Below are 24,184 nucleotides of genomic sequence, written 5' to 3'. Positions count from 1 at the left end.
CTGTTTCTGACTTAATTGTATGAAATATAGTGAGAAGTAACTATCGAATTAGCTTACAAGAAAATTACACTTTTGTAAGAATTGAAATTTAACAATTCATACTTAATTTTATTACCAACTCCTAAAACTTAGTGTTATAATCGTTATAAGAATATGATTATACTTCGGATGTTTAGAAAGGAACGAAACCAATGTATAAACCAATTACATTTTTGTTGAAATATATATTTAAAACAGCTGGGAAAGTAGAAGTGCAAGGAAGAGAAAAGTTACCGGAAGGTGGTCCGTATGTTGTTGCGTGTACACATACAAGTTTTATGGATGTATTAATGTTAGCTACAGGGATGTACCCAACTCAAATTCATTACATGGCAAAAAAAGAATTATTTGAAGGGAAATTCAAAAATTGGTTCTTTAAAAATGTAAATGCATTCCCTGTAGATCGCGCGAATCCGGGACCAAGTACACTTAAAATTCCATCACGTTTATTAAAAGAAGGAAAGGTAGTAGGGATTTTTCCGAGTGGAACGAGATCAGCGGAAGATGTTTCATTAAAAGCGGGTGCTGTGACAATTGCGATGCGTTCTAATGTACCTTTAGTGCCGGCAGCTTATGTTGGTCCATCAAGTGTAAAAGAATTAATAAAGGGGAAAAAGGCACAATTGATTTTTGGAGATCCGATTCAAATTGAGGCTGGAGAACAAATAGATCGAAAAACTGCTATGAAAATGATGACAGATCAATTAAATGAGAAGTTTGAGGAGTTAAAAGAAGCTTTGCAATCAAATCAAAAATAAGAAAAGACGACCGGGCATAGACGGTCGTCTTTTTCTATATAAAGGGGAAAGGGGACACAAAGTTATACAAGCGTAGCGGCGTAAATAAAAGCAGTAAGAAGAATCGAGCCACTAGCTAGTCCTAAAAAATCTAATTTGTTAAAAGTGATGTTATTCATAATACATTCTCCTTACTTGTTTAATGTAGAAGCAACAGCTTTTGAGTCGATAAGAGCGGAAAATACCATGCCCATTGTATGTAAGAAATTGTTCGTTTTTATTTTGTTCATCATATTAATCCGCTCCTTTTCGAATAGTTGTTACCTTGTTTCTGACTTAATTGTATGAAATGTTGCGGAAAGTCACTATCGAATTAGCTTACAGAAAAATTACACTTTTGTAAGAGAAACGAATGAAGGTGTAATGATAAGAAGATTTGACATATGTTCATGGGATTCATTAAGTTAAAGATAGAGGTGAGTGTATGACTAATATTAAAGATATCGCAAAGATGGCGGGAGTTTCAGTTACGACTGTTTCGAGAGTGTTGAATGATCACCCATATGTAAGTGAAGAAAAAAGAAAAGCGGTTATAGAGATAGTTGAGAAATTGAATTACTCGCAAAACGCAAATGCTGTTCATTTATCAAAAGGGAAGACGAATATTGTTGGTGTAATTCTACCTTACATTAATCACCCGAGCTTTGATGCAATGGTAGGGGGAATGATGGAGGGAGCGTTAACTCATAATTACAGGGTGCTACTTTGCCAAACGAATTATAATAAAAAAGAAGAAATGAAAAGTTTACATATGTTAAAAACAAAACAATTGGATGGTCTTATTATTTGTTCACGTGCAAATGATTGGGAAACGATAGAACCGTATGCTTCTTACGGCACAATAATTGCTTGTGAAGATAATAATGATATTTCAAACATCTCAAGTGTATATACGAATCATTCAGCGGCCTTTCAATTAGGAATGGATTATTTGATTGAGAAAGGTTATAAAAAAATTGGTTATTGTACGGGAAGAAAATTAGGGCCGAGTAGTCAAAAGCGTTTTGATGTTTATAAACAGCAATTGCAATCTATAGACGAAGAGGTTAATGAAGAATGGATTTTTACAGAATGTTTTACACTAGAAGATGGTGTGAAAGTGGCTCATAAGTTAAAAGAGATGCAGGATCTTCCTGAAGCATTAATAGTAGCAGGCGATGAAGTTGCGATTGGGGTTATGACAGAGGTTGAAAAATTAGGGATTCAAGTTCCTGAGGATTTAGCGATTATTGGCTTTGATAATCAACCTATCTCGCAAGTGTTACAATTGACAACTATTGATCAAAATTTAAAGGAGATAGGGAAAACTGCTTTTGAAATGTTGCATAGAAAAGTGAATGAAGAGAGTTCTGAACAAGAAAAGCTGGAAATTCCATACGAACTTGTGGAACGCTCTACAGTTTAATTTTAACCCGTTATGTGTATAATCGCATAACGGATTATTTTTTTGAAATACCTTTGACAGGAAACGCGTTTCATACTTTATAAAGGAGTTAAACCGGTTTGTAACAATCCATGGATTCTTTTCAAGAATAGTATTTGGAGGGATATGCATGAATGAACTTTTATTAAGTGTGAACAAGTATATAGAGGATAACGAAAAAATGTTAGCCTTTGTAGTAGGGATCTTTGAGAAGGATAATTTTATGTTATGTTACCAACATGGAATTTTTGTTGCCACTACTAGACGTCTCCTTTTTTACGGGAAATTTCCGTACTATCCTTCAACATTTAAAGAGTACCCATATTTGCATATAGATAGCATAGATTTTCATTCGTACTTTGAGTTTACTTATAATCATGAAACGGTTAGAGCTAAGCATATTCAGAAAGGGAATGTGGAGCGATTTGTCCATGTAGTTAGAGCAAATATGAATAATTAATCAACCCTCTGTTTAAACATAATATTTCAATTTTTAAGAGGGAAAATGCGGAATAAAAACCACTTCTAAATCTCTAGGAGATAGTGATACAATGTCAAATGGGGGGAGGGTATGAACTATGGTTAATCAACGTATAAAGGAAATAACACTAATTACAATTGGTTCATTATTATTCGCAATTGGTATTAATTACTTTGCAATTCCAAACCGTTTATCGGAAGGTGGAATTATTGGTTTAACGGTTGTTACGTACTACTTATTTGATTGGTCACCAGGGATTGTGAATTTTGCTATAAATGCAATTTTACTAGCTATTGGTTATAAATTTTTTGATAAGAAAACAATGATTTATACAATTTTAGGGATTGTAGAAACATCTTTGTTTTTATACGTTACAGAACATATTGAGTATCATGTAAATAGTGATACATTATTAGCAGCTTTATTTGCTGGTTTATTTGTGGGTATTGGATTAGGCTGTATGTTCAAAGCCGGAGGTACATCGGGAGGATCAGCAATCTTAGCTCAGTTAGCAAATCAATATTTAGGTTGGAGTGTAGGTAAAGGTGTACTAATTATTGATATTGTTGTAATTGCTGGTTCTGTATTTATAATAGGGCAAGAAAAGGCAATGTATACACTTGTAGCTGTGTTCATTGGAGCGAAGGTGATTGATTTCATTGTAGAAGGAATGGACACAAAAACGGCTGTTACGATTATTTCGAATCAACCAGACTTAATTCGTGAAGCTATTACGAAAAATATGACACGCGGTGTTACTGTATTAGAAGGGCGCGGCGGATATACTGGTAAAAATAAAGAAGTTTTATATGTTGTTATTAATAAACAAGAGCTTGTTAAGTTAAAACAAGTTATTAGTCGGGTAGATGAAGATTCTTTCGTTGTTATACATGATGTACGTGATGTACTTGGCGGTGGCTTTAAAGCAAGCTAAAAGGTGAACGAGCAAATTCGTTCACCTTTTTTAATTCTTACAAAAATGTAAGTGTAATGTAATGAGATTCAATAGTAGATTTTATTCCCCCTTTTTAAAATGGATGTATATATATCCTGCAGAGGAGGAATGTTTATTATGAAGAAAAAAATGATCACTACTATAATAGCGATGATAGTGATAGTAGTAATGTTACTGCCTACGAAACTTGGACCGGTTATCGATAAATATAATCCATTTTATAAGACGAAAGAATACTATACGGTTGTGAATACAATTGGTCAGCATATTGGTGATGAGTGGTATGAATATGAATTTATTGCATTCGATGAACGTGGTAGAGAGCAGAAAATAAAGAAAACGGTTAAGCATATGTTAAAGAGAGATGAAGCATTAAAGGTTTTTGCAAAAGGACGTTACGGTGAATCGATTGAAGAGATTGAGGTTGCAAATATTCCTATAAATGCGAAGAGCAAACTTTTAACGATGAGATAGTAAAATATACCCCCAGCTATTTTTTGTCGAAAATAAAAATACTGGGTAAGGGTATTTTTAAGATTAACAAAAAAGCCTTAGTCCATATAGACTAAGGCTTTTTTATTATATAAAGAGGAAGGGGGTACATTGTAGTAGCATGGGTGAAAGGTATAAGAAGAGTAGCTACTAGCAATGTAATTTGGTTATGTGAGTGTTCTTCTTATTTGGCTTACTTCCTAACTTTATTGTACGAAATATAAGTAAGGGGAACTATCGAATTACATTACACATAACTTACAAACATGTAAGCCTTCTGTAATGTAATTCGATAGTTAAAAGATAGTAATTTTCATATAGTGTAACTAGAAAGTCTCAATGTATTACTTTCTGTTTGTAATGAAGAATGAAAAACCAACTAATTTTTAATAATCCTCATCTGAATAAAGATGGGGATCCTTTTTTAAACCTTACAACATTGTAAGGTTTACGTAAGTTAATTCGATAGTAAATTTGTCATATTTTTTGCATAATAGATACAGATAGAAAAATAATTAGGGATCTAGTAAGAAGGGAGAAGAATGGGATGCGTAAAGAAGAAGTAGTGAAGTTACCAATTAAAGATTTCTGTAGCTACTTTACTGTTGCCGTAGTGTGTATTGGATTATTTGATATCATAACAAACTTAATTGTTAAATAATATAGATGCTAAAACAAGAAAGGAAGTCCTTTCTTGTTTTTTTTATGGGGGCATAAAGATGAAATGGATTGATAGTCATATACATGTTGATCAATATAAGGATGAAGAGAAGAGCAGATTACTGAAAGAGGTGGAAAATAGTAATGAAATAAAGGGGCTTATTGCAGTATCTATGAATTATCAATCTTGTAAGGAAACGTTATCTTTAGCGAAGAAGTATCCCTTTATATATCCAGCGATAGGGTTTCATCCAGAGCAACAGATTCATAAAGAAGAGTGTGAACAGATTTATCAACTTATTGAACAGAACGCAGAGGAAATTGTTGCGATTGGTGAAGTAGGTTTGCCCTATTATTTGAGAAAAGAAGATGAAAGAATTGCTGCAGATCCATACATAGCTGTATTGAAAAAATTTATAGAACTAGCTAGTAAGTATAATTTGCCGATTGTATTACACGCAGTTTATGAAGATGCTGACATTGTATGTGATTTGCTAGAGAAATATAAAGTTTCACGTGCACACTTCCATTGGTTTAAAGGAAGCGATGAAACAATGAAACGGATGATGAGAAATGGTTATTATATTTCGATTACACCGGATGTTTTACATAAGGAGAAGATTAGAAAAATCGTTTCGTATTATCCGCTTGAATATATGATGGTAGAAACAGATGGACCGTGGGAATTTCAAGAGGGTGTTATAACGCATCCAAGAATGATTCGAGAGGTATTAAAGGAAATTAGTTCTATAAAAAACATATCCATTGATAAGGTCGCAGAAACAATATATGAAAATACAAGTCGATTTTATTTGAAAGGATAGGAGAATTATAATTTTCATAATGTAACGGAAAAAGTAAAAGTTGAATTTATTTAATAAAATGCCACGGTTTGATATATGAAAAAAACCACCGAGCGTTCCGCTCGGTGGTTTTGTATTAGGATTCTAATTTTTTCGCACGTTTTAATAATAAAAGAAAGACAATGATAACGAACCCCAGTATAAGGAAGAAGCCATATTGCTTTATATAATCAATTATGTCATTCGCACTGGTTGGTTTTTCAACGTGAATGCCGTCTTTATTCGTCGTAATATGAATATCTTTCATTTTTACTTCATTCTTTTCCTTTTGTAAATCAATCCATTCTATATTTGGAATACTTTCTAGATCCTTTAATACTTCTTTTAATGGTTTCACACCTAAGTAAGGATGATAGAATGCACCAATAACTCCATCTGATAATTTAGAAACAGATAGAGCACGTTCTTTCATTTTAGCAATAGTTTGTGGCGTATCTTCTTCAATAAATCCGACTGTTTCAGGCAATAGTTTCATTCCATGTAAAAATGACGGAGTACTTGTATAATATGGTGAGTGCATGGATTTCCAAGTTGTATCATTTAACTGTAGTTGTCCTACATAAGTTGAAAAGTACCTTGATAATATTTCATATCCTTTTTGAGACATCGTGTAATGAGGTGCTTCAAAGGCAACAGGATATAGTTTAGCATCTACAAGTTCTTGAATTCCTTTTTCGATATGATCTTTCGTATATTTTTCCTCGAATTCTTCCCCTTTTTTTACATATTGGTTATATGCCTCTATATTTGGAAAGTCATCTTTTGTCTTCGGTTTTTCATGCTTCGGTTGGCGAATTGGTTGATCTGTTTTTACATCCCAAAATTCAAAGCCCTCACCTGTTTCACTGTCATAAAATTGGTGAGTATAACCATGCATAATAATTGCTGCACCATCATCTTGCATAGAGCGTAAAAGATCAACTAGTTCTGGTCTATCTTTTAAATGTATTATCTTTCCTGTATCTGGATCTTTATATACCGGAATAACAGTAATCATGTAAGGTATCTTTTTCTCTTTTAGTAATTCAGCAATTTCTTTCAATTGATTTATATCTGCTGCTGGGTGAACATCCTCAAGGCGTAAATAAGCTTCAACTTTATTTTTCGTTGGTTTTTGGCCGAAATAAGAAAATAACATTTCACCGACGTAATGAGACATCCAGTCAAAGAGGTTAGGTGTTGCAACATAATAAGATGTTTCATGCTGAACAATTAGTGGATTAGTGTTATTTGAGCTTAAGGCGTTAGCAAGCAAAGTTCCATTCGTATCAAATAATTGAATTAATCGTTCCTCTTCTAAGGTATTTTTTAGCTTCTTGTCTGGATATTCAATTTTATTAACTCGTATATCATCACTCTTCAAAGTAATGAAAGAAAAACGCTTAGATAATTGCTCAACATTTTGTCCTAATACTAATATAGGGCCGGAGAAGTTTTCTAGAAATTGTTTCGTTTCATCAGAAAACGCTTCTTTTGTTTCACCGATATAAACAATATGTGTATAGGAGGATACGTTATTAATTGAAGTTGCTTCTTTTAATTTTTTTACGGTTATATCATTTGTAAAATGTCCTAATTGAGTATTAAGGATTTGGACATTATTTGAAACTTTATCGTCTTGTGTACTATACAAAACAAGTACTTTTGGTTTTGATGATGTTTGTGCAGAGGTGTAGGTAGGGATGAGTAGTAAAATGCTGAACAAGAGTGTTAGGCATTTTTTCATTTTGTACGCTCCTATTCTATATATAGAGTTCAGTTTACAATTATATACAATAAATGCGTTATAGTCTATGAAAGTTACATTTTTGCCCGTATTTACCAGCTGTTTTTTCACAAAATCGGTCTAAAGCATGATGATAATATGTATAGTTATTTGCTATGATAAAAGAGTAATAGAATGTAGGTAATTGTAAAGGGAAGGCTGAAAGGGGACAAATTTCAGCGGAGAAAGAGGTAGAGGTAGTGAAGAAATTCTTTGTAGGATTTTTAGTTGTTCTTGGAGTATATTTATATTTCCAAGGAAAGTCTGAAGGAATGGATAAGCTAGTGAATGGAACAAGCTATGTTGATTCAGAAGAAGCAAAACAGATGAAACAAATCATTATAGAGGAAGCGAAGAAAGTAAATCTTCCAGAATGGATACCTCTTGCAATTGCCGAGCATGAAAGTCGATTAAATCCAAGAAGTGTTGGAGATAATGGAACTTCATTCGGATTGTTTCAACTACACCGCGGCGGCGGGCTTGCACCAGAACATTTAACTGATGATGAGCTGAAAGATCCACGTACAAATGCGCAAATTGCAATGCCGCATTTAATGAAAGGATATAAGCGTGGGGTGCAAAAAGGTTTGACTGATTTTGCATTACTGAAATATATAGCGAATACATCTGGATGGCCAGGGAATTTAGGGCCAGAGTGGACGGATAATAACATGAAGTATAACATCGGATTAGAAGATGTGTACTATCGAAATAAAGGTGTAATAAAAGAGTAGGTTTTCTATACCTACTCTGTTTTTTTATGAATAATTTCATTCTTTTCTTTCGTGAAATACTGCGTGAGTTGTATTTTCACCTCTTCTAGTTTTGTAGAAACTTGCGGTATTTTATATCCTACATACAATGGTGAAACGACAAATCTAGGTACAACTTTACAAATAATTTTTCCATTTAAGTAATAGAAGAATAAGTTATAACTACTGCATCCTTTATGGAAATCTGTCAGTATGTAACGTACAGTTTGCTGAATGTAATTTGCCATTTCATCTATATATGAAATATTATCAATGATTATATTGAATTCAGTGAAGCCAATAATGGGACGCTCTGAAATATTAAGCTCAATGCGTTCATTTTTTTGAACAATTAACCCTTGGAAATTTTCTTCTTCAATATTTTCAAGATAATCTACATATTTCATTCCGATAATTTGCATGTGTGCATGATGCAAACTTCCACCTGAAAATGGACCGTGATTTTTATATAAAATCACAGATGCGAACTCTTCGTTCTTCTGTAAGTGTAACCAATGTTGAATAGAAAATTGCAGTAATTTTCTCATATGTTCTTTTGTATATGTTGCGATATGATCTTCGCAATTATCGGTTTCGATTAACACTGTTTGAAATGTATCTTGTAATGTAGGAAATTTATTTTTTAACCAAATAATAGAACCATCAGTTGCTAAAATATCCGTTAATTGTTCTTTATCGCAAAATGGACATGCAGCGCTTCTATTCCGAATACTTTCTGGTTTTTGTTTACCGATATCGTTTAAAAAATATAGTTGTTGTGTATCCATTTGTATATATGCCCCTTTAAAATATGTGTAAAAATCCCGCTTAATACATTCGGGAAAAGGAGAAGGAAATCCTCTAAAGGAATAGGGGAAAAATAAAAGACAAGATATCCTCATTACGATAGGGTACCTTGTCTTTTATTTTTTCTCTAATAGCGTGTATGGATAATATAGAACATTTTCATTATTTTTCTTTTTTCTCTTTTTTATTGTGTATAAGGTAATTGCTGTGCTTGCAATTATAATAATGGCTTTCTTCATATTCATATACCCCTTTTTATTGTTGGTTTAATTCTTGGCTAACTGCTTTTGCATCGACTAAAGCGTGTAAAATCATTTTCACCATGTTCATCATATTTCTTCACTCCTTTTTATAGTTCATTTAGTTCTTTTACAACTGCTTGTCCGTTCACTAATACCTCAAAGATTGCTTTTACGATTTCTTTTATCATGTTTGTTTCCTCCTTTTGTTTGTCTCGCTTGTTTACATCTTTATTGTATAGGGAGGCATCTTTTTGTACTATCGCTTTCCATTACGTGAACATAACAGTTTTGTAAGATTTGATGTCACTTATTGAAATGTTTAGTCTATCTTCATTATTTTCAGAAAAATGACTATTCAAACATGAAATTGGAAAGTATAATAAAGAAGTAAGTATTAAATTCCGTACGAAAGGGGTGAATGAGATGAAACGTTCTTTAGCTGCGCGTGCCAAATTTTTAGATTTTATCTATTTTTGTCGTGCGATTTTTCATGATGTAGTTGTTAACGGGATACGTATGCCCTTTTTTAACAATTGCATAGTGACTATTGAACGATAGAAATCTCTTCACCCATTTTTAATAAACGTGTGAAAAGGGAGCTATTTGGCTTCCTTTTTCTATGCCGAAAACCATGGGGAATGTTTCTTTCTCATGGTTTTTTATATTGAAAGGAGTACGGAAAATGACTATTTGTAGTGTAAATAATGTAACGAAATCTTTTGGTGGAAACATCATATTTGAAAATATATCGCTTGAAATAAAGAATGGTGAACGTGTTGGGTTAGTTGGTCGTAACGGTAGTGGGAAGACAACAATCTTTGGGCTTCTGACGGGAATGGAGAGTTTGGATGCAGGAGCCATCCATATGAAGAAAGGTACACGTATTGGTCATGTCGCACAAATTCCGAAGTTTGATGAGTTCATGACTGTATATGATGTATTGAGTTCCGCTTTTAAAGTAGAAAAGGAATTAGAAAAAGAAATGCATGCTCTAGAAAAAAATATGGCGGAGGAGCAGGAACAATCTTCTTTGCAAAAGCTAATGGAGAGGTACGGAATAATTCAAGAAAAATTTGCATTTCTCGGTGGTTATGAAATAGAGGCAAATATAATGAAGGTAGCAAATGGCTTACAAGTAACAGACTTATTTCCAAGAGTATTTACGGAATTAAGTGGAGGAGAACAGACGAAAGTAAGCCTTGCATATATGCTATTGCAGAAACCAGATTTACTTCTATTAGATGAACCAACAAATCATTTAGATTTGTTTGCAGTTGAATGGTTAGAGAAATTTTTAAAAGAATATAATGGAACAGTTATGGTTATTTCACACGATCGCTATTTCCTTGATGAAGTTGTAACGAAAATTTTTGATCTGGAAGATGGAGAGATTCACGTGTACCATACGAATTATTCTCAGTTCGTTGAGGAGAAGGAAGAAAGATTACTTCAAGAGTTTCAAGCTTATCAAGAGCAGCAAAAGAAAATAAAGAAAATGAAAGAAGCAATTAAGCGCCTACGTGAATGGGCAAATCAAGCGAATCCTCCGAATGAAGGATTGCATAAAAGAGCGAGGAATATGGAACGTGCGTTAGAGCGTATAGAGAAATTAAAGAGGCCGATTTTAGAAAGAAAACAGATGGGTCTTCAGTTTGAAGGGCAAGAGAGAAGCGGAAAAGATGTTGTTGTAATGAAAGAAGTGAGTAAAGGTTTTGCTGGCCGATCTTTATTTGAACAAGCGAATTTACATGTTCGTTTTCAAGAGCGTGCTGCTATCGTTGGTCGTAATGGTACAGGAAAGACTACATTATTAAAACTACTATTAGAAGAAATAAATCCAGACGTTGGTGAAATTCGAATTGGTAGTAGTGTCAAAATTGGTTATTTATCACAACATGCATATGAAAATATGAAGAGTAATGTATTGGAAGCATTCAGAGAGAATGTGGCTGTAACAGAGGGAGAAGCAAGACATATATTAGCTAAGTTTTTGTTTTATGGTCCAGCAGTATTTAAGAAAGTAACGCAACTTAGTGGTGGAGAAAAAATGAGATTAAGACTTGCGCAACTTATGTATCAAGACATCAATTTTCTAATTTTAGATGAGCCGACAAACCATCTTGATATTGAATCAAGGGAAGTTTTAGAGGAAGCCCTTGAGCAATATAACGGAACGATTTTAGCTGTTTCACACGATCGATATTTTTTAAATAAGTTATTTGAAAAGACGTACTGGATTGATAGATGCAAATTATTTGAGTTCGCAGGAAACTATGCATGGGCTCGTCAAAAGTGGGAAGAAAAGCTTGAGGAGGAAGTAATAAAGCATAAGCACCATGGAAGAAAAAGTGTTGAAGCAATCTCTATAAAAAAGAAAGATTCTAGAAGTTTTGCGGAGATTGAAAACGAGTTAATGCATATAGAAGAAGATATATATGCATTAGAAAGTGAAATGGAATATGTAGCTGATGTTGAAAGACTTGAAAAATTATATGAGGAAAAAACGAAGAAAGAGTTGTTACGAGCAGATTTATATAATGAATTAGAGAATATGGTGGAGTAATGAGTAGAAAGCCACTTCCTTTCAGTTTTGCTGGAGGAAGTGGCTTTTTTCATAATGATATTTTGCTTTAAAGGTTAAATGAAGCGATGTGTTTCACGTGAAACAGTAACTTAGATAAATCCATTTTCCTTAATTTGCATAGTTTGTGAAACATATGAAAATGATAAGCTGAAAAATAAATGTCATTAGTGGTTTTTCGATAGGAGTAATTACAAAAACAAAGGCTAATTATTTCCCGAGAGATAAAGTGAAACTTTAATCAGAGGGGGTCTTACTGCCCGGCAAATAGCGGAATAAATATGTGTAACAGAGACTAGTGAATGAAAACAAAAAGAGAGCAAAGTTACAGCTTTACGCGCTGAACTCTGCTCTCTTTTTGCGTGGCATCTTCTCTCGTTGAAATTATAATAGCGATCCCGAGCATGATAAAAAAAGCTAAAAAGAGGACGAACTTTGGGAAGAACGGGAATAGTAATAGCGCTCCGACTATCATAATTGTTAATAATACGTAGTGCAGGACGTATTGGAATAGGTTGTCCATATTTTCGCCCCCTTTTTTGTAATTGGTTATTAGTATTCTATGTTTCATGCTGAAGGAATAGAAGTAGATTTTTAAGTTTTAATACGAATTATAGCTGAGTTTTCTTAAAGTATAAATGTAGAGTGATAATTTTGGAAAAATTCTCAAAATATTTATTTAGAAAGAATTGACAAAACATAATGAACGATATAAGCTAATAACCATAAAGTATATCGGAAAGGTCGGAATAAGATTGTTACCCCTCAAAAACATCTATTTTTTTACGATTAAAACCGACTTTTCCGATTGGCTATAAATGTTGCTGTGGGAGGCATACATAAGGTAATTCGTTCAGAGGGTATAATCATAAAAAGTTAGGGTGGGGACAATGAAGAAAAAGACAAAAAAATGGGCTGGTGTATTTTCGGTATTAATAAGTAGTTCGCTTGTGTTGTCTGCTTGTGGGGGACAGGAGGACGCGGCTTCTACAGAGCCGGTGAAAAAGCAGGATTTAAAGGACGCTAAGATTGAAACAATTCCAGCTACAGATAAAAAGAAAAGTCCAGAGAAAGCAAATCAGCGAACAGATACTTTTATCACAGCCATTTCTAAGCCGGGGGGAGTTTTCCTTCCATATTTCCAAGAAAATGGTTGGGATGGAAATGTAACGTCTGTTATTTTTGCGTCACTAGTAACAACAGACAAACAAAGTAAGCCTATTCCGGACCTTGCAGAAAAATGGGATATTTCTGCTGATCAGTTAACATATACATTCCATTTACGTAAAAATTTAAAATTTAGTGATGGTTCGCCTTTAACAGCGGATGATGTAGCATTTACATTGACGCTACTTCATGATAAAGCGTATGAAGGTGGATTGGATATTGCTCAGTATGCTATTAAAGGTGGAAAAGAATATAAAGAAGGAAAAGCAACTTCTATTGAAGGAATTCAAGTTATTGATCCACAGACAATTAAAATTACAACTGAAAAAGTTAATTCACAGGCACTAACTACTTTAGGTGGACCGGTATTATCAAAGGCTTATTATGGAAAAGATTATAAACAAAATACAAGTTTGGATTATTTAAAAGCGTTATATGGGCAACCAATTGCAGCGGGTCCATATAAATTTGAAAAATATGTTCCTGGTCAAGAGGTACGCTTTGTTGCCAACGAACATTATTATGCAGGTAAACCTAAAATTAAAAACTTTATTTATAAAATCACATCAGGTGATACTGGATTCCAATTATTCCAAACAGGTGAACTGGACTATAGTGGATTTAGAGCAAATCCTGAGAATATAGACCAATTAAAAGGATTAGAGTTTGCAAATATTAATCTTGAATCATCAAGTGATATTGCTTATATCTATGTAAATAATAAGAAATCATATTTGAAAGATAAGAAGGTACGTCAAGCACTTACTTATGGATTAGATCGTAAGAAGTATGTGGATACAGCTCTACAAGGATATGGTTCTGTTGCTAACGTGCCAATTGCTCCAGTTTCATGGGCATATACAGAAGAAGGTATTAATAAGTATCCGCACGATGTAGAAAAGGCTAAAAAACTATTGGATGAGGCTGGTTGGAAAGTAGGTTCTGACGGAGTTCGTGAAAAAGATGGTCAAAAGTTAAAATTAACATACTACGCATCAAATACAGGTAAAACAAATGATATCTTTATTCCAATTGCAAAAGAAAGTTACAAAGAAATCGGTGTTGAATTAAATCCAGAGTTGATGGACTTTAATACGATGCTTTCAAAAGTAGGAAAGGGTGACTATGATTTAGCGGCAGTTTCAACACCAGGTATTAGTGATCCAAGTGAAGTTGTAAGTGATTATTTATCAACTAATCCAAAAAGTGATACAGGTTATAGTAATCCGAAAGTAGATGAATTGATTGTAAAAGGCATAGAGACGACAGATATTGAAAAGCGTAAAGCTGTTTATAAAGAACTGTATAAAGAGTTAAGTGATGATCCACCAGTTATTCTATTAAACTATCGTAAACTACTTTATGCTCATAATGCACGTATAAAAGGAATTGATCCGGAAAAGTATGATAGCATTAGCTCTAACTTACCAGTGTTATCCATTGAACAATAAGGGTTGACCTAAATAATAGAAGACGTTTTTTCATACAGCAAAAGAATAGCTGCTGTTTTGAAAAAATGTTCTTCTATTTTTAAGTAAATAGGATTGGGGAGACAAAAGGTGAAAACATATATCATTCGTAGGTTTCTACAAATGATTCCTACATTGTTTGGTACGTCTATTATTATCTTTTTTTTATTTGCACTCTTACCGGGTGATTATATCGATTCAAATCCAAAATTAACACCAGAGAGAGCTCAAGAATTAAGAGAGTTGTACGGTTTAAATAAACCGATTATTGAAAGGTATTTTCATTGGTTAGTTAATGCATTACACGGCGATTTTGGATTCTCATTACAATATCAAGAACCAGTGACATCATTACTTAATAAGTTCATTTGGAATACATTTATTGTTGCAGTTACAGCTTTATTCTTTACTTGGATTATCGCTCTTATTATTGGTGTTGTTTCAGCGACAAAACAGCATTCATGGTTTGATAGACTCGTAACAATTGGTGTTTTTGCCGCAATGTCATTTCCATCATTTTTTATAGGTCTATTTTTGATTAAATTATTAGCGGTCGATTTAAATTTATTACCAATTGGTGGCATGATTGATATTGGAAGTAACTCGACGGGTATTACATACATATTAGAAGTATTACGTCATATGATCCTGCCGGTATTTATTTTAACGCTTCTTGGTGTAGGGTCATTAACAAGATACTTTAGAACGGGAATGCTGGATGTTGTAAGACAAGATTATATTCGTACTGCACGTGCAAAAGGTTTAAAAGAAAGAACAGTTATTTATAAACATGCATTAAAAAATGCAATTTTGCCAGCAATTACATTACTCGCTTTTGAATTGCCAGGTTTATTCTCAGGGGCTATTATTATTGAACAGATTTTTAATTGGCCAGGGATTGGGAGTATTCAGTTAGAAGCATTAAACTTCCGTGATTATACGGTATTAATGGCATTTACGATGTTTCTTTCATGTTTAACAATTATGGCAAATTTCTTTGCGGACATTGTGTATGCGCTTGTTGATCCACGAATTCGACTGAAGTAGGGGGGGAAAGATATGGAGACTATTACAACAACAATAAAGAAAAAGGAAGAAAAGAAACAAAGAAATGAATCATCACCGTGGCGCCAAGCGTATAGAAAGATAAAGAAAAATAAGATGGCGTTGTTCGGATTATACGTTTTAATATTTATGTTTTTATTTAGTTTTATTGGTCCATTCTTTTCACCGTATGCTGAGGGGAAAGTGCAAGTAACACAAATTAATAAACCACCCAGCCTGTCGCATTGGCTCGGAACAGACCAGTTGGGACGAGATATTTTAACTAGACTTATGCAAGCAGGCCGTATTTCATTAACAATTGGCCTAGCATCGATGTTACTATCCGTTATATTGGGTGCCCTGTTAGGAGCCATTGCTGGCTTTTATCGAGGAATTGTAGATCATCTAATTATGCGTGTTGCAGATGTGTTAATGTCTATTCCAGGATTACCGCTACTTATTATAATGGGAGCAATTTTATCAGAATGGAAATTACCATCAGAATACCGGTTATATGTTGTAATGATTATTTTAAGTTTAGTAGGTTGGCCAGGACTTGCCCGTCTTGTGAGGGGGCAAATTTTAACATTGCGGGAACAAGCATTTATGCAAGCGGCGGACGTATTAGGATTAAAGGATTCTCGGAAAATTATTCATCATTTAATCCCTAACGTCTTTCCATTACTTATTGTTGTAGCAACTTTGGGTGTGGCTGGATCTATTTTAAGTGAATCCGCACTAAGTTACTTAGGTCTCGGAGTCGTTCCACCTACACCATCATGGGGGAACATGATTAGCGCAGCTAACTCATTAATCGATTTCCAAAAGCGTCCATGGTTATGGATTCCGCCTGGTTTTGCAATCTTTATAACAGTTGTATCAATTAATTTACTTGGTGATGCACTTCGTGATGCATTAGATCCAAAGATGAGACGGTAGGTGAGGAGATATGAGTAAAGCGGTAGTAGAGCTGAAAGATTTACAAACACACTTTCAGACAGAAGAAGGGACAGTAAAAGCTGTGAATCATGTTAGTTTTTCTGTTCGAGAAGGTGAAACTGTTTGTGTTGTAGGTGAATCTGGTTGTGGAAAAAGTGTAACGGCGTTATCTATTATGGGACTTATTGCTGAATCAGGCAGTGTAGTAGGTGGAGATATTTTATATGAAGGAAAAAGTCTTTTAGGAATGAAAGAGAAAGAGCTTCGTAGTTTACGAGGGAATGATATTGCGATGATTTTCCAAGAACCGATGACATCGCTAAACCCCGTCTTCACTGTAGGAGAGCAAATTGTAGAAACGTTAAGGGAGCATGAATTACTTAGTAAAAATGAAGCATATAAGAAGGCAATTGAGTTAATTCGTAAAGTTGGCATAGCCCGCGCTGATGAAATCGTCCATTCTTATCCGCATGAACTGAGCGGCGGGATGTTACAACGTATTATGATTGCTGTTGCACTTAGTTGTAATCCTAAGTTATTAATTGCGGATGAACCAACAACAGCTCTTGATGTTACTATTCAGGCTCAAATATTGGATCTACTAAGACAAGTGAAAGAAGAATTTAAAACGTCGATTTTATTAATTACACATGACTTAGGTGTCGTAGCGGAAATGGCTGATTATGTTGTCGTTATGTATGGCGGGAAAGTTATTGAAGAAGCCCCAGTACTAGAGATATTCCAAAATCCAAAACATCCTTATACGAAAGGATTATTGAAATCAAAACCAGTAATGGGAAAACGAATAGATAAACTATATTCTATTCCAGGGCAAGTTCCGAATTTAGTTGGTTTAGGTGAGTTTTGCTACTTTAGTGGGCGTTGTGAGCATTGTATGGAAATATGTGGAAAAGAAGCCCCAAATCTAAATGTAAATGATGAAAATCATAAAGTAGCTTGCTGGCTATATGAGGAGCGTGCGGAACAATGAGTGAACCATTATTAGAGGTGAAAAATCTAAAGACATATTTTCCAATTAAGGGTGGCGTATTTAGTAGAACAATTGGGCATGTAAAAGCGGTTGATGGAGTAAGTTTTACTATTAATAAAGGTGAAGTGTTTGGTCTCGTTGGCGAATCAGGGAGCGGAAAAACAACAATAGGAAAAACAATTTTACGCCTCGTTCAAAAAACGGAGGGAGAAGTGAAGTTTAAAGGGAAAGATGTTCATTCTTTATCCAAGGATGAATTAAGAAAACATCGCCCTAATATGCAGCTCGTTTTCCAAGATCCATTTAGCTCATTAAATCCGAGAATGAGAATTGGAGAAGCGCTTGGAGAGCCAATGTTGGCCCACGGATTAGCGACGAAAGAAAATGTTCGTGAAAAGGTAATTGAAGTATTGGAGTTATGTGGGTTAGCTCCTTATCATATTGACCGGTATCCCCATGAGTTTTCTGGTGGACAACGTCAGCGTATCGTAATCGCAAGAGCTATGGTATTAAATCCGGAATTTATTGTAGCTGATGAACCTGTGGCGGCACTAGATGTATCTATCCAAGCACAAATTATTAATTTATTTAGTGAGTTACAAGAGAAAAAGGGATTATCTTATTTATTCATTTCGCATGATTTAAGTGTAGTAGAACATTTATGTACGAAAATCGGAATTATGTATTTAGGTACGATTGTGGAGACAGCACCGCGTGATGAGTTATTTACCAATCCGCTACATCCTTATACGAAAGCATTGTTATCAGCTGTTCCAATACCAGATCCAACAGTGAAGCGAGAGCGAATTATACTAGAAGGGGATATTCCAAGTCCAGCAAATCCACCTTCGGGCTGTCGTTTTCATACACGTTGCCCATTTGCGACGGATGTTTGTAAAAAAATAGTACCAGAATTCCGTAATGTTGGTGCAGAGCATTTTGTTGCTTGTCATCACGTATAAAAAAGGACTCTTTCAAATTGAAAGAGTCCTTTTTTATTTACTAGATGAAGTTTGTTTCAATACAAATTGCTCGATTGCGTGAGCAACACCATGTTCATTGTTTGTTAGTGTTACAACATCACATAGCTTTTTTACATCTTCTTCAGCGTTGCCCATTGCAACAGATAAGCCTGCTACTTCTAACATCGGTACATCATTAAAATTATCACCAATAGCAACTGTATCTTCAATAGGGATATTAAAATGAGCTGCCATCTGCTGTATCCCGTTTCCTTTATGTCCATTCTTATCCATAATTTCTAAGTTAGTAGGAGCTGATGCTGTAACCATAATATCAGCATCTTCTTGTAATATACTTAATAGTTGTGCGCGATGCGCTGCATTAAACGTTAAAATGAAGAATTTAGATATTTCTAGTTCTTGGTTATTTACAACATCTTCTATTTTTTTGAAATCAGTAATTAGGTTCGATTTCTTTTGCTTTTCTGTAATTCGTTCAAGTTCCTCTAATGTAACATCAAGCGCATGCTTATTTTCTTCGAATGCTTGCATCACTTGATCTTGCCATGTATATGGAGAATAAACTCCTTTATTCGTATATAGCTTATATGGGAAACCTTCAGATTCTAGTAATTTTGCAAGTTTGTACACTTTGTCGTTTTGTATACAACGCGAGTTAATTACTTTTCCATCCACATAAACAATAGCCCCATTGCTTGCTCCGACTGGAAGAGATAATTTATATTCTTCCAATAGCTTTAAAGCATCCTCTTTCGCACGACCAGAACAGATCATTACAATATGACCAGCTTCTTGTGCAGTTTGGATTGCTTGTAGGTTTTCTTTGGAGATTTCAAGATTAGATGATAGTAGTGTACCATCCATATCTAATGCGATTAATTTCAAAATGACCACCTCTTTGTTTTCATTATACATAGTTATATAGAGGAAACATATAAACTTATCTTGGAAAGACGGTATTTTATCTCATATTAAAAGTAAGTAAAAGATTAGATAGGTTTAGTGTCACTAAATAAACGATTTATAACAAAAATAGAGAGGAATATGACTACATTTCACTTTATGACTGTAATGTTACACGAATGTTACAAACGTGAACTTAGTGAAAAACGCATTAAATAAAGGTTTTTGAGGGTTATTATAAAAAAACGTAAAAAAAGTGTAATAAATTTTACGTAATTATATTGCAACGTAATAATAGTTATGTTACATTAATGTTACAAACGTTACGTTATCAAAATTAATGTAACGTTAACATAAAAACTATGAAATAAACATTTCTTAGAAATTACATATAGATAACTTATAAAAAGGGAGGATAAATGATATGAAAGAGCAAGTATTACAAGTAACAAAAGGTGACTTCGTAGGATCAGCAAGTGGAGCGGTAGTATTAACAGCGTTAATCGTATTTCTATCAAGCGTATTAGTATAATAGAAGCTTTGTAACAAAAGAAAAAAAGAAGGGAGAATGAAAGATATGAAAGAGCAAGTATTACAAGTAACAAAAGGTGACTTCGTAGGATCAGCAAGTGGAGCAGTAGTATTAACAGCGTTAATCGTATTTCTATCAAGCGTATTAGTATAATAGAAGCTTTGTAACAAAAGAAAAAGAAGGGAGAATGAAAGATATGAAAGAGCAAGTATTACAAGTAACAAAAGGTGACTTCGTAGGATCAGCAAGTGGAGCGGTAGTATTAACAGCATTAATCGTATTTTTATCAAGTGTATTAGTATAATAGAAGTTTTAAATCAAGCAAAAAAGGAAGGAGAATGAGGGATATGAACAGTGAACAAGTGTTTCAAGTAACAAAAACAGATTTATTAGGATCCTTAGGTGGAGCAGTAATATTAACATCATTTATTCTATTCCTTGCAAATGTATTAGTATGAGATATATAAATACAATCATTCAAAAAAAATAAAGACTCTAACGTATTAGTAAGTAGTTAATATGTTGGAGTCTTTTTTATATTCTTCTTATATCCCCTCAAGTATTAAAGTTACCTCATTATCCAGCATTCATGGCTAATTAAACGCTGCGGTTGAAACTTGATTCAACGAATAATCAAAAATCCACTGAATAAAATCCCGCTTTATTTCAAAGAGAAAAAAGTCGAATTTTATATGTAAGAAAAAAAGAGGAATTTGACAGAAAAGATAGAAAATTTTAAAGGTCAGAATTTGTTAGCTTGCTAACTAATTTCTATTAATTAATGTTGGAAGCGTTTTCGGTTGGTTTTAAGTATGGACCATTTAATCTATTTACAGGGGGATGAAGATATTATGAAACAAAAATCTATGGATACGCTAGCTGCACAAATGGAGGACTTTTTTCCAGTACGTGATGTAGATCATTTGGAATTTTACGTAGGGAATGCGAAGCAATCGAGTTATTATCTTGCGAGAGCGTTCGGATTCAAAATTGTGGCTTACTCTGGATTAGAAACTGGAAACCGTGAAAAGGTATCTTATGTTCTTGTGCAAAAAAATATGCGTTTCGTTGTGTCTGGAGCTTTAAGTAGTGAAAATCGTATTGCAGAGTTTGTAAAGACTCATGGTGATGGCGTGAAGGATGTGGCACTACTTGTTGATGATGTTGATAAAGCATACTCAGAAGCAGTGAAACGTGGTGCCGTCGCAATTGCTCCACCGCAGGAATTAACAGATGAGGACGGTACATTGAAAAAAGCAGTTATTGGTACGTATGGTGATACAATTCATACGCTTGTAGAGCGTAAAAATTATAAAGGGGCATTTATGCCAGGATTCCAAAAGGTAGAATTTAATATTCCATTTGAAGAGTCTGGTTTAATTGCTGTTGATCATGTAGTTGGTAATGTTGAAAAAATGGAAGAGTGGGTTAGTTATTACGAGAATGTTATGGGCTTTAAACAAATGATTCATTTTGATGATGACGATATTAGTACAGAGTATTCGGCGTTAATGTCGAAAGTTATGACGAATGGAAGTCGTATTAAGTTTCCTATTAACGAACCAGCAGATGGAAAGAGAAAGTCACAAATTCAAGAGTATCTAGAATTCTATAATGGAGCTGGTGTACAACATCTTGCTTTATTAACAAGTGATATTGTTAAAACAGTTGAAGCGCTTCGTGCAAATGGGGTGGAGTTTTTAGATACACCTGATACTTATTATGATGAGTTAACTGCACGAGTTGGAAAAATCGATGAAGAAATTGATAAGTTAAAAGAATTAAAGATCTTAGTAGATCGTGATGATGAAGGTTACTTACTACAAATCTTTACGAAACCAATTGTAGATCGCCCGACTTTATTTATTGAAATCATTCAACGTAAAGGTTCTCGTGGATTTGGTGAAGGAAACTTTAAAGCGTTATTCGAATCAATTGAAAGAGAACAAGAGCGTCGCGGAAACTTATAAGATTTATATCCACCAGCAAAAGTCCCTTTGCTGGTGGAAATTTCATTTTTATAAGGAGGAATCAGGATGAAATTTGTTACATTTCGTCTTCCTTCAAAAGAACTACGGGCTGGATGGCTTGAAGGTGACAAAGTAATAGATATGAATCTTGCTAGTGAAGGGAAAATCCCTTCTTCTATGATTGCTTTTTTAGAGAAAGCGGATGAGTATGTAGAAGTAGTGCGGAATATTAAGAATCCAAATAAGGGTATATATGCTTTAGAAGAAGTACAATTGACAGCTGCTCTTCCTAATCCGAGTAGTATTCGAGATTTTTACGCATTTGAACAACATGTAAAAACAGCTCGCGGACGAAGAGGATTAGATGTTGTGCCTGAATGGTATGATATTCCGGTTTTTTATTTTACTAATCATCGTGCTGTAATTGGTTCCAGTGATTTTGTAATTGGTCCGAAAAAGTCTAAAAAGCTTGATTATGAGTTGGAGATTGCTTGCGTAATAGGAAGAGAAGGGCGAAATATTTCTCGTGAGCAAGCAGAGGAATATATTTTTGGTTATTGTATTATGAACGACTGGAGTGCGAGAGACTTACAAGCAACAGAAATGAAAGTAGGTCTCGGTCCAGCGAAAGGAAAAGACTTTGCAACTTCTTTAGGAGCACATCTTGTTACGAAAGAGGAATTAGACGTTTATCGTAATGGTGATCGATATAATTTAGAAATGACTGCTCATGTAAATGGAAAACTATTATCAAAAGGAAACTTCCAAGATATTTACTATACATTTGCTGAAATGATTGAACGTGCTTCAGAGGACGTTACGTTATATCCAGGAGATGTGATTGGTTCTGGGACAGTAGGAACAGGATGTATTTTAGAACTGGGTACAGAAGAGTGGCTACAAGATGGAGATGTTGTAGAACTGTCGATTACTGGTTTAGGTACACTACGTAATACGATCAAAAAAGAAAAGGAAGCGGGTGATGGGCATGTTTTATCGTCACATGGGAGAACTACCTCATAAACGACATGTACAATTTCGTAAAAAAGATGGATCGCTTTATCGTGAACAGGTAATGGGAACAAAAGGTTTTTCTGGTACGCAGTCTATTTTGTATCATCATTATATGCCGACAGAAGTAGGTCATTCTGCATTATCGCATTCTTGTCAGTTGCAGTATGAAGAGGATGTTGCTCTTTCTCATCGCCACTTTCGAACGAAAGAAAGTAAAAAAAGTGGTGATGCAATAAGTGGACGGAATTTCATACTTGGAAATGAAGATTTATTAATTGGAGTAGTGAGTCCAACAGAAAAAATGGATTATTTCTATCGTAATGGTGATGGCGACGAAATGTTATTTGTTCATTATGGAACAGGGAAAATTGAAACGATGTTTGGAACGATTCACTATAGAAAAGGCGACTATGTAACGATTCCAATTGGAACGATTTATCGTGTTATTCCAGATGAAGGAGAGACTAAGTTTCTTGTTGTAGAGGCGAATAGCCAAATTACAACGCCGCGTCGTTATCGAAATGAATACGGACAATTGTTAGAGCATAGTCCGTTTTGTGAAAGAGATCTTCGTGGTCCAGAAAAATTAGAGACATATGATGAAAAAGGCGAGTTTGTCGTAATGACAAAATCAAGAGGCTATATGCATAAACATGTTTTAGGACACCACCCGTTAGATGTTGTGGGATGGGATGGCTATTTATATCCGTGGGTATTTAATGTAGAGGATTTTGAACCAATTACAGGGCGCATTCATCAGCCACCGCCAGTACATCAAACATTTGAAGGACATAATTTTGTTATTTGCTCTTTCGTACCACGTTTATACGATTATCATCCAGAGTCAATTCCGGCACCATATTATCATAGTAATGTTAATAGTGATGAAGTTCTTTACTATGTAGAAGGAAACTTTATGAGTCGCAAAGGTGTGGAAGAAGGTTCTATTACACTTCATCCGAGCGGGATTCCCCATGGACCGCATCCGGGGAAAACAGAGGCAAGTATAGGGAAGAAAGAGACGCTTGAATTAGCTGTTATGATAGACACATTCCGTCCGCTTCGTATTGTAAAACAAGCACATGAAACAGAAGATGAAAAGTATATGTATAGCTGGATTGAACAAGGTTCATATACTGTGAAATAAGTAAAAAAGGCATGCTCTCAATAAGGGGGCATGCCTTTTTTACGGAATCGACATGTATAATAATACCAAAAAAATAATGGAAAGATATATAGAAAGAATAATAAGGATTGTGCATATTCAGAAGAATTTCTACTTGTTTCGACAAAAGTATTGACTAGGAAAAGCGTA

The 24,184-nt window shown here is 34.4% G+C and carries 27 protein-coding genes; 21 read left to right on the top strand and 6 right to left on the bottom strand.

Annotated elements, in window-relative coordinates:
• The first annotated feature begins 191 nt into the window (after positions 1 to 191).
• Entirely contained in the window at positions 192 to 797 is a 606-nt protein-coding gene (locus GBN91_RS25400) for a lysophospholipid acyltransferase family protein (protein WP_000277778.1), read from the top strand.
• 62 nt (positions 798 to 859) lie between these two features.
• Here GBN91_RS25400 and GBN91_RS25395 read toward each other — a convergent pair whose 3' ends face one another.
• Complete coding sequence (locus GBN91_RS25395; protein ID WP_001059999.1) at positions 860 to 955, bottom strand: DUF3948 family protein; 96 nt, start codon at positions 953 to 955, stop codon at positions 860 to 862.
• Between the two features lie 305 nt (positions 956 to 1,260).
• On the opposite strand from GBN91_RS25395, the gene GBN91_RS25390 reads away from it, so the two are divergent.
• From GBN91_RS25390 to GBN91_RS25370, 5 genes are all read left to right on the top strand, one after another.
• Positions 1,261 to 2,241, top strand: a complete 981-nt coding sequence (locus GBN91_RS25390) for a LacI family DNA-binding transcriptional regulator (RefSeq protein WP_006919721.1) — start codon at positions 1,261 to 1,263, stop codon at positions 2,239 to 2,241.
• A gap of 148 nt (positions 2,242 to 2,389) precedes the next feature.
• The gene (locus tag GBN91_RS25385) at positions 2,390 to 2,719 is read left to right on the top strand and encodes a PH domain-containing protein (RefSeq protein ID WP_001004230.1); all 330 of its coding nucleotides are present in this window, start codon (positions 2,390 to 2,392) and stop codon (positions 2,717 to 2,719) included.
• A gap of 118 nt (positions 2,720 to 2,837) precedes the next feature.
• The gene (locus GBN91_RS25380) at positions 2,838 to 3,674 is read left to right on the top strand and encodes a YitT family protein (RefSeq protein ID WP_000248038.1); all 837 of its coding nucleotides are present in this window, start codon (positions 2,838 to 2,840) and stop codon (positions 3,672 to 3,674) included.
• Between the two features lie 138 nt (positions 3,675 to 3,812).
• On the top strand, positions 3,813 to 4,169 hold the full coding sequence (locus GBN91_RS25375; protein WP_000728422.1) for a YxeA family protein: 357 nt from the start codon (positions 3,813 to 3,815) through the stop codon (positions 4,167 to 4,169).
• 737 nt (positions 4,170 to 4,906) lie between these two features.
• On the top strand, positions 4,907 to 5,671 hold the full coding sequence (locus tag GBN91_RS25370) for a TatD family hydrolase (protein ID WP_016124200.1): 765 nt from the start codon (positions 4,907 to 4,909) through the stop codon (positions 5,669 to 5,671).
• A 115-nt stretch (positions 5,672 to 5,786) separates the two neighbouring features.
• Here the strand turns inward: GBN91_RS25370 and GBN91_RS25365 are convergent, their stop codons facing one another.
• Complete coding sequence (locus GBN91_RS25365; RefSeq protein WP_152122610.1) at positions 5,787 to 7,436, bottom strand: DUF2334 domain-containing protein; 1,650 nt, start codon at positions 7,434 to 7,436, stop codon at positions 5,787 to 5,789.
• Between the two features lie 239 nt (positions 7,437 to 7,675).
• On the opposite strand from GBN91_RS25365, the gene GBN91_RS25360 reads away from it, so the two are divergent.
• Positions 7,676 to 8,209 (top strand): transglycosylase SLT domain-containing protein, encoded by a 534-nt coding sequence (locus GBN91_RS25360; protein ID WP_000713249.1) that lies wholly within the window; start codon positions 7,676 to 7,678, stop codon positions 8,207 to 8,209.
• A gap of 11 nt (positions 8,210 to 8,220) precedes the next feature.
• Here the strand turns inward: GBN91_RS25360 and GBN91_RS25355 are convergent, their stop codons facing one another.
• Positions 8,221 to 9,015 carry a DUF4931 domain-containing protein gene (locus tag GBN91_RS25355; RefSeq protein WP_025710407.1) on the bottom strand — a complete coding sequence of 265 codons (795 nt, stop codon included), beginning with the start codon at positions 9,013 to 9,015 and terminating at the stop codon, positions 8,221 to 8,223.
• A 135-nt stretch (positions 9,016 to 9,150) separates the two neighbouring features.
• Positions 9,151 to 9,279, bottom strand: a complete 129-nt coding sequence (locus tag GBN91_RS25350; protein WP_002023099.1) for a hypothetical protein — start codon at positions 9,277 to 9,279, stop codon at positions 9,151 to 9,153.
• 420 nt (positions 9,280 to 9,699) lie between these two features.
• Here GBN91_RS25350 and GBN91_RS29355 point away from each other — a divergent pair, with 420 nt between their 5' ends.
• Both GBN91_RS29355 and abc-f read left to right on the top strand, forming a co-directional pair.
• Positions 9,700 to 9,834, top strand: coding sequence for an RAxF-45 family protein (locus GBN91_RS29355; protein ID WP_000830643.1), 135 nt, complete (start codon positions 9,700 to 9,702; stop codon positions 9,832 to 9,834).
• A 124-nt stretch (positions 9,835 to 9,958) separates the two neighbouring features.
• The gene (abc-f, locus tag GBN91_RS25345) at positions 9,959 to 11,839 is read left to right on the top strand and encodes a ribosomal protection-like ABC-F family protein (RefSeq protein ID WP_000150889.1); all 1,881 of its coding nucleotides are present in this window, start codon (positions 9,959 to 9,961) and stop codon (positions 11,837 to 11,839) included.
• Positions 11,840 to 12,182: 343 nt separating this feature from the next.
• Here abc-f and GBN91_RS25335 read toward each other — a convergent pair whose 3' ends face one another.
• The gene (locus GBN91_RS25335) at positions 12,183 to 12,380 is read right to left on the bottom strand and encodes a hypothetical protein (RefSeq protein ID WP_000369254.1); all 198 of its coding nucleotides are present in this window, start codon (positions 12,378 to 12,380) and stop codon (positions 12,183 to 12,185) included.
• A 367-nt stretch (positions 12,381 to 12,747) separates the two neighbouring features.
• Here GBN91_RS25335 and GBN91_RS25330 point away from each other — a divergent pair, with 367 nt between their 5' ends.
• The 5 genes from GBN91_RS25330 to GBN91_RS25310 all read left to right on the top strand — a co-directional run bounded on the left by GBN91_RS25330 (position 12,748) and on the right by GBN91_RS25310 (position 18,429).
• Positions 12,748 to 14,475 carry an ABC transporter substrate-binding protein gene (locus GBN91_RS25330; RefSeq protein WP_152122608.1) on the top strand — a complete coding sequence of 576 codons (1,728 nt, stop codon included), beginning with the start codon at positions 12,748 to 12,750 and terminating at the stop codon, positions 14,473 to 14,475.
• A 108-nt stretch (positions 14,476 to 14,583) separates the two neighbouring features.
• Complete coding sequence (locus tag GBN91_RS25325; RefSeq protein ID WP_152122606.1) at positions 14,584 to 15,540, top strand: ABC transporter permease; 957 nt, start codon at positions 14,584 to 14,586, stop codon at positions 15,538 to 15,540.
• A 12-nt stretch (positions 15,541 to 15,552) separates the two neighbouring features.
• Positions 15,553 to 16,476 (top strand): oligopeptide ABC transporter permease, encoded by a 924-nt coding sequence (opp4C, locus tag GBN91_RS25320; RefSeq protein ID WP_152122604.1) that lies wholly within the window; start codon positions 15,553 to 15,555, stop codon positions 16,474 to 16,476.
• Positions 16,477 to 16,486: 10 nt separating this feature from the next.
• A complete protein-coding gene (locus GBN91_RS25315) occupies positions 16,487 to 17,467 on the top strand; it encodes an ABC transporter ATP-binding protein (RefSeq protein WP_061113659.1) in 981 nt (326 codons plus the stop codon).
• A complete protein-coding gene (locus GBN91_RS25310; protein WP_001294518.1) occupies positions 17,464 to 18,429 on the top strand; it encodes an ABC transporter ATP-binding protein in 966 nt (321 codons plus the stop codon). Before GBN91_RS25315 ends, GBN91_RS25310 begins: the two co-directional genes overlap by 4 nt.
• Positions 18,430 to 18,462: 33 nt before the next feature.
• Here the strand turns inward: GBN91_RS25310 and GBN91_RS25305 are convergent, their stop codons facing one another.
• Positions 18,463 to 19,335 (bottom strand): Cof-type HAD-IIB family hydrolase, encoded by an 873-nt coding sequence (locus GBN91_RS25305; RefSeq protein ID WP_000766421.1) that lies wholly within the window; start codon positions 19,333 to 19,335, stop codon positions 18,463 to 18,465.
• Positions 19,336 to 19,777: 442 nt separating this feature from the next.
• On the opposite strand from GBN91_RS25305, the gene GBN91_RS25300 reads away from it, so the two are divergent.
• The 7 genes from GBN91_RS25300 (at position 19,778) to GBN91_RS25270 (ending at position 24,016) form a co-directional block, all read left to right on the top strand.
• The gene (locus GBN91_RS25300) at positions 19,778 to 19,885 is read left to right on the top strand and encodes a DUF3948 family protein (RefSeq protein ID WP_000664237.1); all 108 of its coding nucleotides are present in this window, start codon (positions 19,778 to 19,780) and stop codon (positions 19,883 to 19,885) included.
• A 36-nt stretch (positions 19,886 to 19,921) separates the two neighbouring features.
• Positions 19,922 to 20,038, top strand: coding sequence for a DUF3948 family protein (locus GBN91_RS25295; protein WP_000654250.1), 117 nt, complete (start codon positions 19,922 to 19,924; stop codon positions 20,036 to 20,038).
• Positions 20,039 to 20,081: 43 nt separating this feature from the next.
• Positions 20,082 to 20,189 (top strand): DUF3948 family protein, encoded by a 108-nt coding sequence (locus GBN91_RS25290; RefSeq protein WP_000664237.1) that lies wholly within the window; start codon positions 20,082 to 20,084, stop codon positions 20,187 to 20,189.
• Between the two features lie 43 nt (positions 20,190 to 20,232).
• Positions 20,233 to 20,343, top strand: coding sequence for a DUF3948 family protein (locus tag GBN91_RS25285; RefSeq protein ID WP_001083690.1), 111 nt, complete (start codon positions 20,233 to 20,235; stop codon positions 20,341 to 20,343).
• Positions 20,344 to 20,736: 393 nt separating this feature from the next.
• Positions 20,737 to 21,855, top strand: a complete 1,119-nt coding sequence (hppD, locus tag GBN91_RS25280; protein WP_000810922.1) for a 4-hydroxyphenylpyruvate dioxygenase — start codon at positions 20,737 to 20,739, stop codon at positions 21,853 to 21,855.
• A gap of 66 nt (positions 21,856 to 21,921) precedes the next feature.
• The gene (locus GBN91_RS25275) at positions 21,922 to 22,878 is read left to right on the top strand and encodes a fumarylacetoacetate hydrolase family protein (RefSeq protein WP_000674004.1); all 957 of its coding nucleotides are present in this window, start codon (positions 21,922 to 21,924) and stop codon (positions 22,876 to 22,878) included.
• Complete coding sequence (locus tag GBN91_RS25270) at positions 22,844 to 24,016, top strand: homogentisate 1,2-dioxygenase (RefSeq protein ID WP_013141710.1); 1,173 nt, start codon at positions 22,844 to 22,846, stop codon at positions 24,014 to 24,016. Before GBN91_RS25275 ends, GBN91_RS25270 begins: the two co-directional genes overlap by 35 nt.
• Positions 24,017 to 24,184 lie beyond the last annotated feature (168 nt).

This window comes from Bacillus sp. B1-WWTP-T-0.5-Post-4, assembly GCF_009183795.1.
GTDB classification, from domain to species: Bacteria; Bacillota; Bacilli; order Bacillales; family Bacillaceae_G; genus Bacillus_A; species Bacillus_A cereus.
This window is presented reverse-complemented; position numbering and strand designations above follow the sequence as displayed.

Bases quoted from the DNA above. Each gene is read 5' to 3' on its own strand.
- GBN91_RS25400 (WP_000277778.1), top strand. From the start codon at position 192: ATGTATAAACCAATTACATTTTTGTTGAAATATATATTTAAAACAGCT.
- GBN91_RS25395 (WP_001059999.1), bottom strand. From the start codon at position 955: ATGAATAACATCACTTTTAACAAATTAGATTTTTTAGGACTAGCTAGT.
- GBN91_RS25390 (WP_006919721.1), top strand. From the start codon at position 1,261: ATGACTAATATTAAAGATATCGCAAAGATGGCGGGAGTTTCAGTTACG.
- GBN91_RS25385 (WP_001004230.1), top strand. From the start codon at position 2,390: ATGAATGAACTTTTATTAAGTGTGAACAAGTATATAGAGGATAACGAA.
- GBN91_RS25380 (WP_000248038.1), top strand. From the start codon at position 2,838: ATGGTTAATCAACGTATAAAGGAAATAACACTAATTACAATTGGTTCA.
- GBN91_RS25375 (WP_000728422.1), top strand. From the start codon at position 3,813: ATGAAGAAAAAAATGATCACTACTATAATAGCGATGATAGTGATAGTA.
- GBN91_RS25370 (WP_016124200.1), top strand. From the start codon at position 4,907: ATGAAATGGATTGATAGTCATATACATGTTGATCAATATAAGGATGAA.
- GBN91_RS25365 (WP_152122610.1), bottom strand. From the start codon at position 7,436: ATGAAAAAATGCCTAACACTCTTGTTCAGCATTTTACTACTCATCCCT.
- GBN91_RS25355 (WP_025710407.1), bottom strand. From the start codon at position 9,015: ATGGATACACAACAACTATATTTTTTAAACGATATCGGTAAACAAAAA.
- GBN91_RS25350 (WP_002023099.1), bottom strand. From the start codon at position 9,279: ATGAATATGAAGAAAGCCATTATTATAATTGCAAGCACAGCAATTACC.
- GBN91_RS29355 (WP_000830643.1), top strand. From the start codon at position 9,700: ATGAAACGTTCTTTAGCTGCGCGTGCCAAATTTTTAGATTTTATCTAT.
- abc-f (WP_000150889.1), top strand. From the start codon at position 9,959: ATGACTATTTGTAGTGTAAATAATGTAACGAAATCTTTTGGTGGAAAC.
- GBN91_RS25335 (WP_000369254.1), bottom strand. From the start codon at position 12,380: ATGGACAACCTATTCCAATACGTCCTGCACTACGTATTATTAACAATT.
- GBN91_RS25330 (WP_152122608.1), top strand. From the start codon at position 12,748: ATGAAGAAAAAGACAAAAAAATGGGCTGGTGTATTTTCGGTATTAATA.
- opp4C (WP_152122604.1), top strand. From the start codon at position 15,553: ATGGAGACTATTACAACAACAATAAAGAAAAAGGAAGAAAAGAAACAA.
- GBN91_RS25315 (WP_061113659.1), top strand. From the start codon at position 16,487: ATGAGTAAAGCGGTAGTAGAGCTGAAAGATTTACAAACACACTTTCAG.
- GBN91_RS25310 (WP_001294518.1), top strand. From the start codon at position 17,464: ATGAGTGAACCATTATTAGAGGTGAAAAATCTAAAGACATATTTTCCA.
- GBN91_RS25300 (WP_000664237.1), top strand. From the start codon at position 19,778: ATGAAAGAGCAAGTATTACAAGTAACAAAAGGTGACTTCGTAGGATCA.
- GBN91_RS25295 (WP_000654250.1), top strand. From the start codon at position 19,922: ATGAAAGATATGAAAGAGCAAGTATTACAAGTAACAAAAGGTGACTTC.
- GBN91_RS25290 (WP_000664237.1), top strand. From the start codon at position 20,082: ATGAAAGAGCAAGTATTACAAGTAACAAAAGGTGACTTCGTAGGATCA.
- GBN91_RS25285 (WP_001083690.1), top strand. From the start codon at position 20,233: ATGAACAGTGAACAAGTGTTTCAAGTAACAAAAACAGATTTATTAGGA.
- hppD (WP_000810922.1), top strand. From the start codon at position 20,737: ATGAAACAAAAATCTATGGATACGCTAGCTGCACAAATGGAGGACTTT.
- GBN91_RS25275 (WP_000674004.1), top strand. From the start codon at position 21,922: ATGAAATTTGTTACATTTCGTCTTCCTTCAAAAGAACTACGGGCTGGA.
- GBN91_RS25270 (WP_013141710.1), top strand. From the start codon at position 22,844: ATGTTTTATCGTCACATGGGAGAACTACCTCATAAACGACATGTACAA.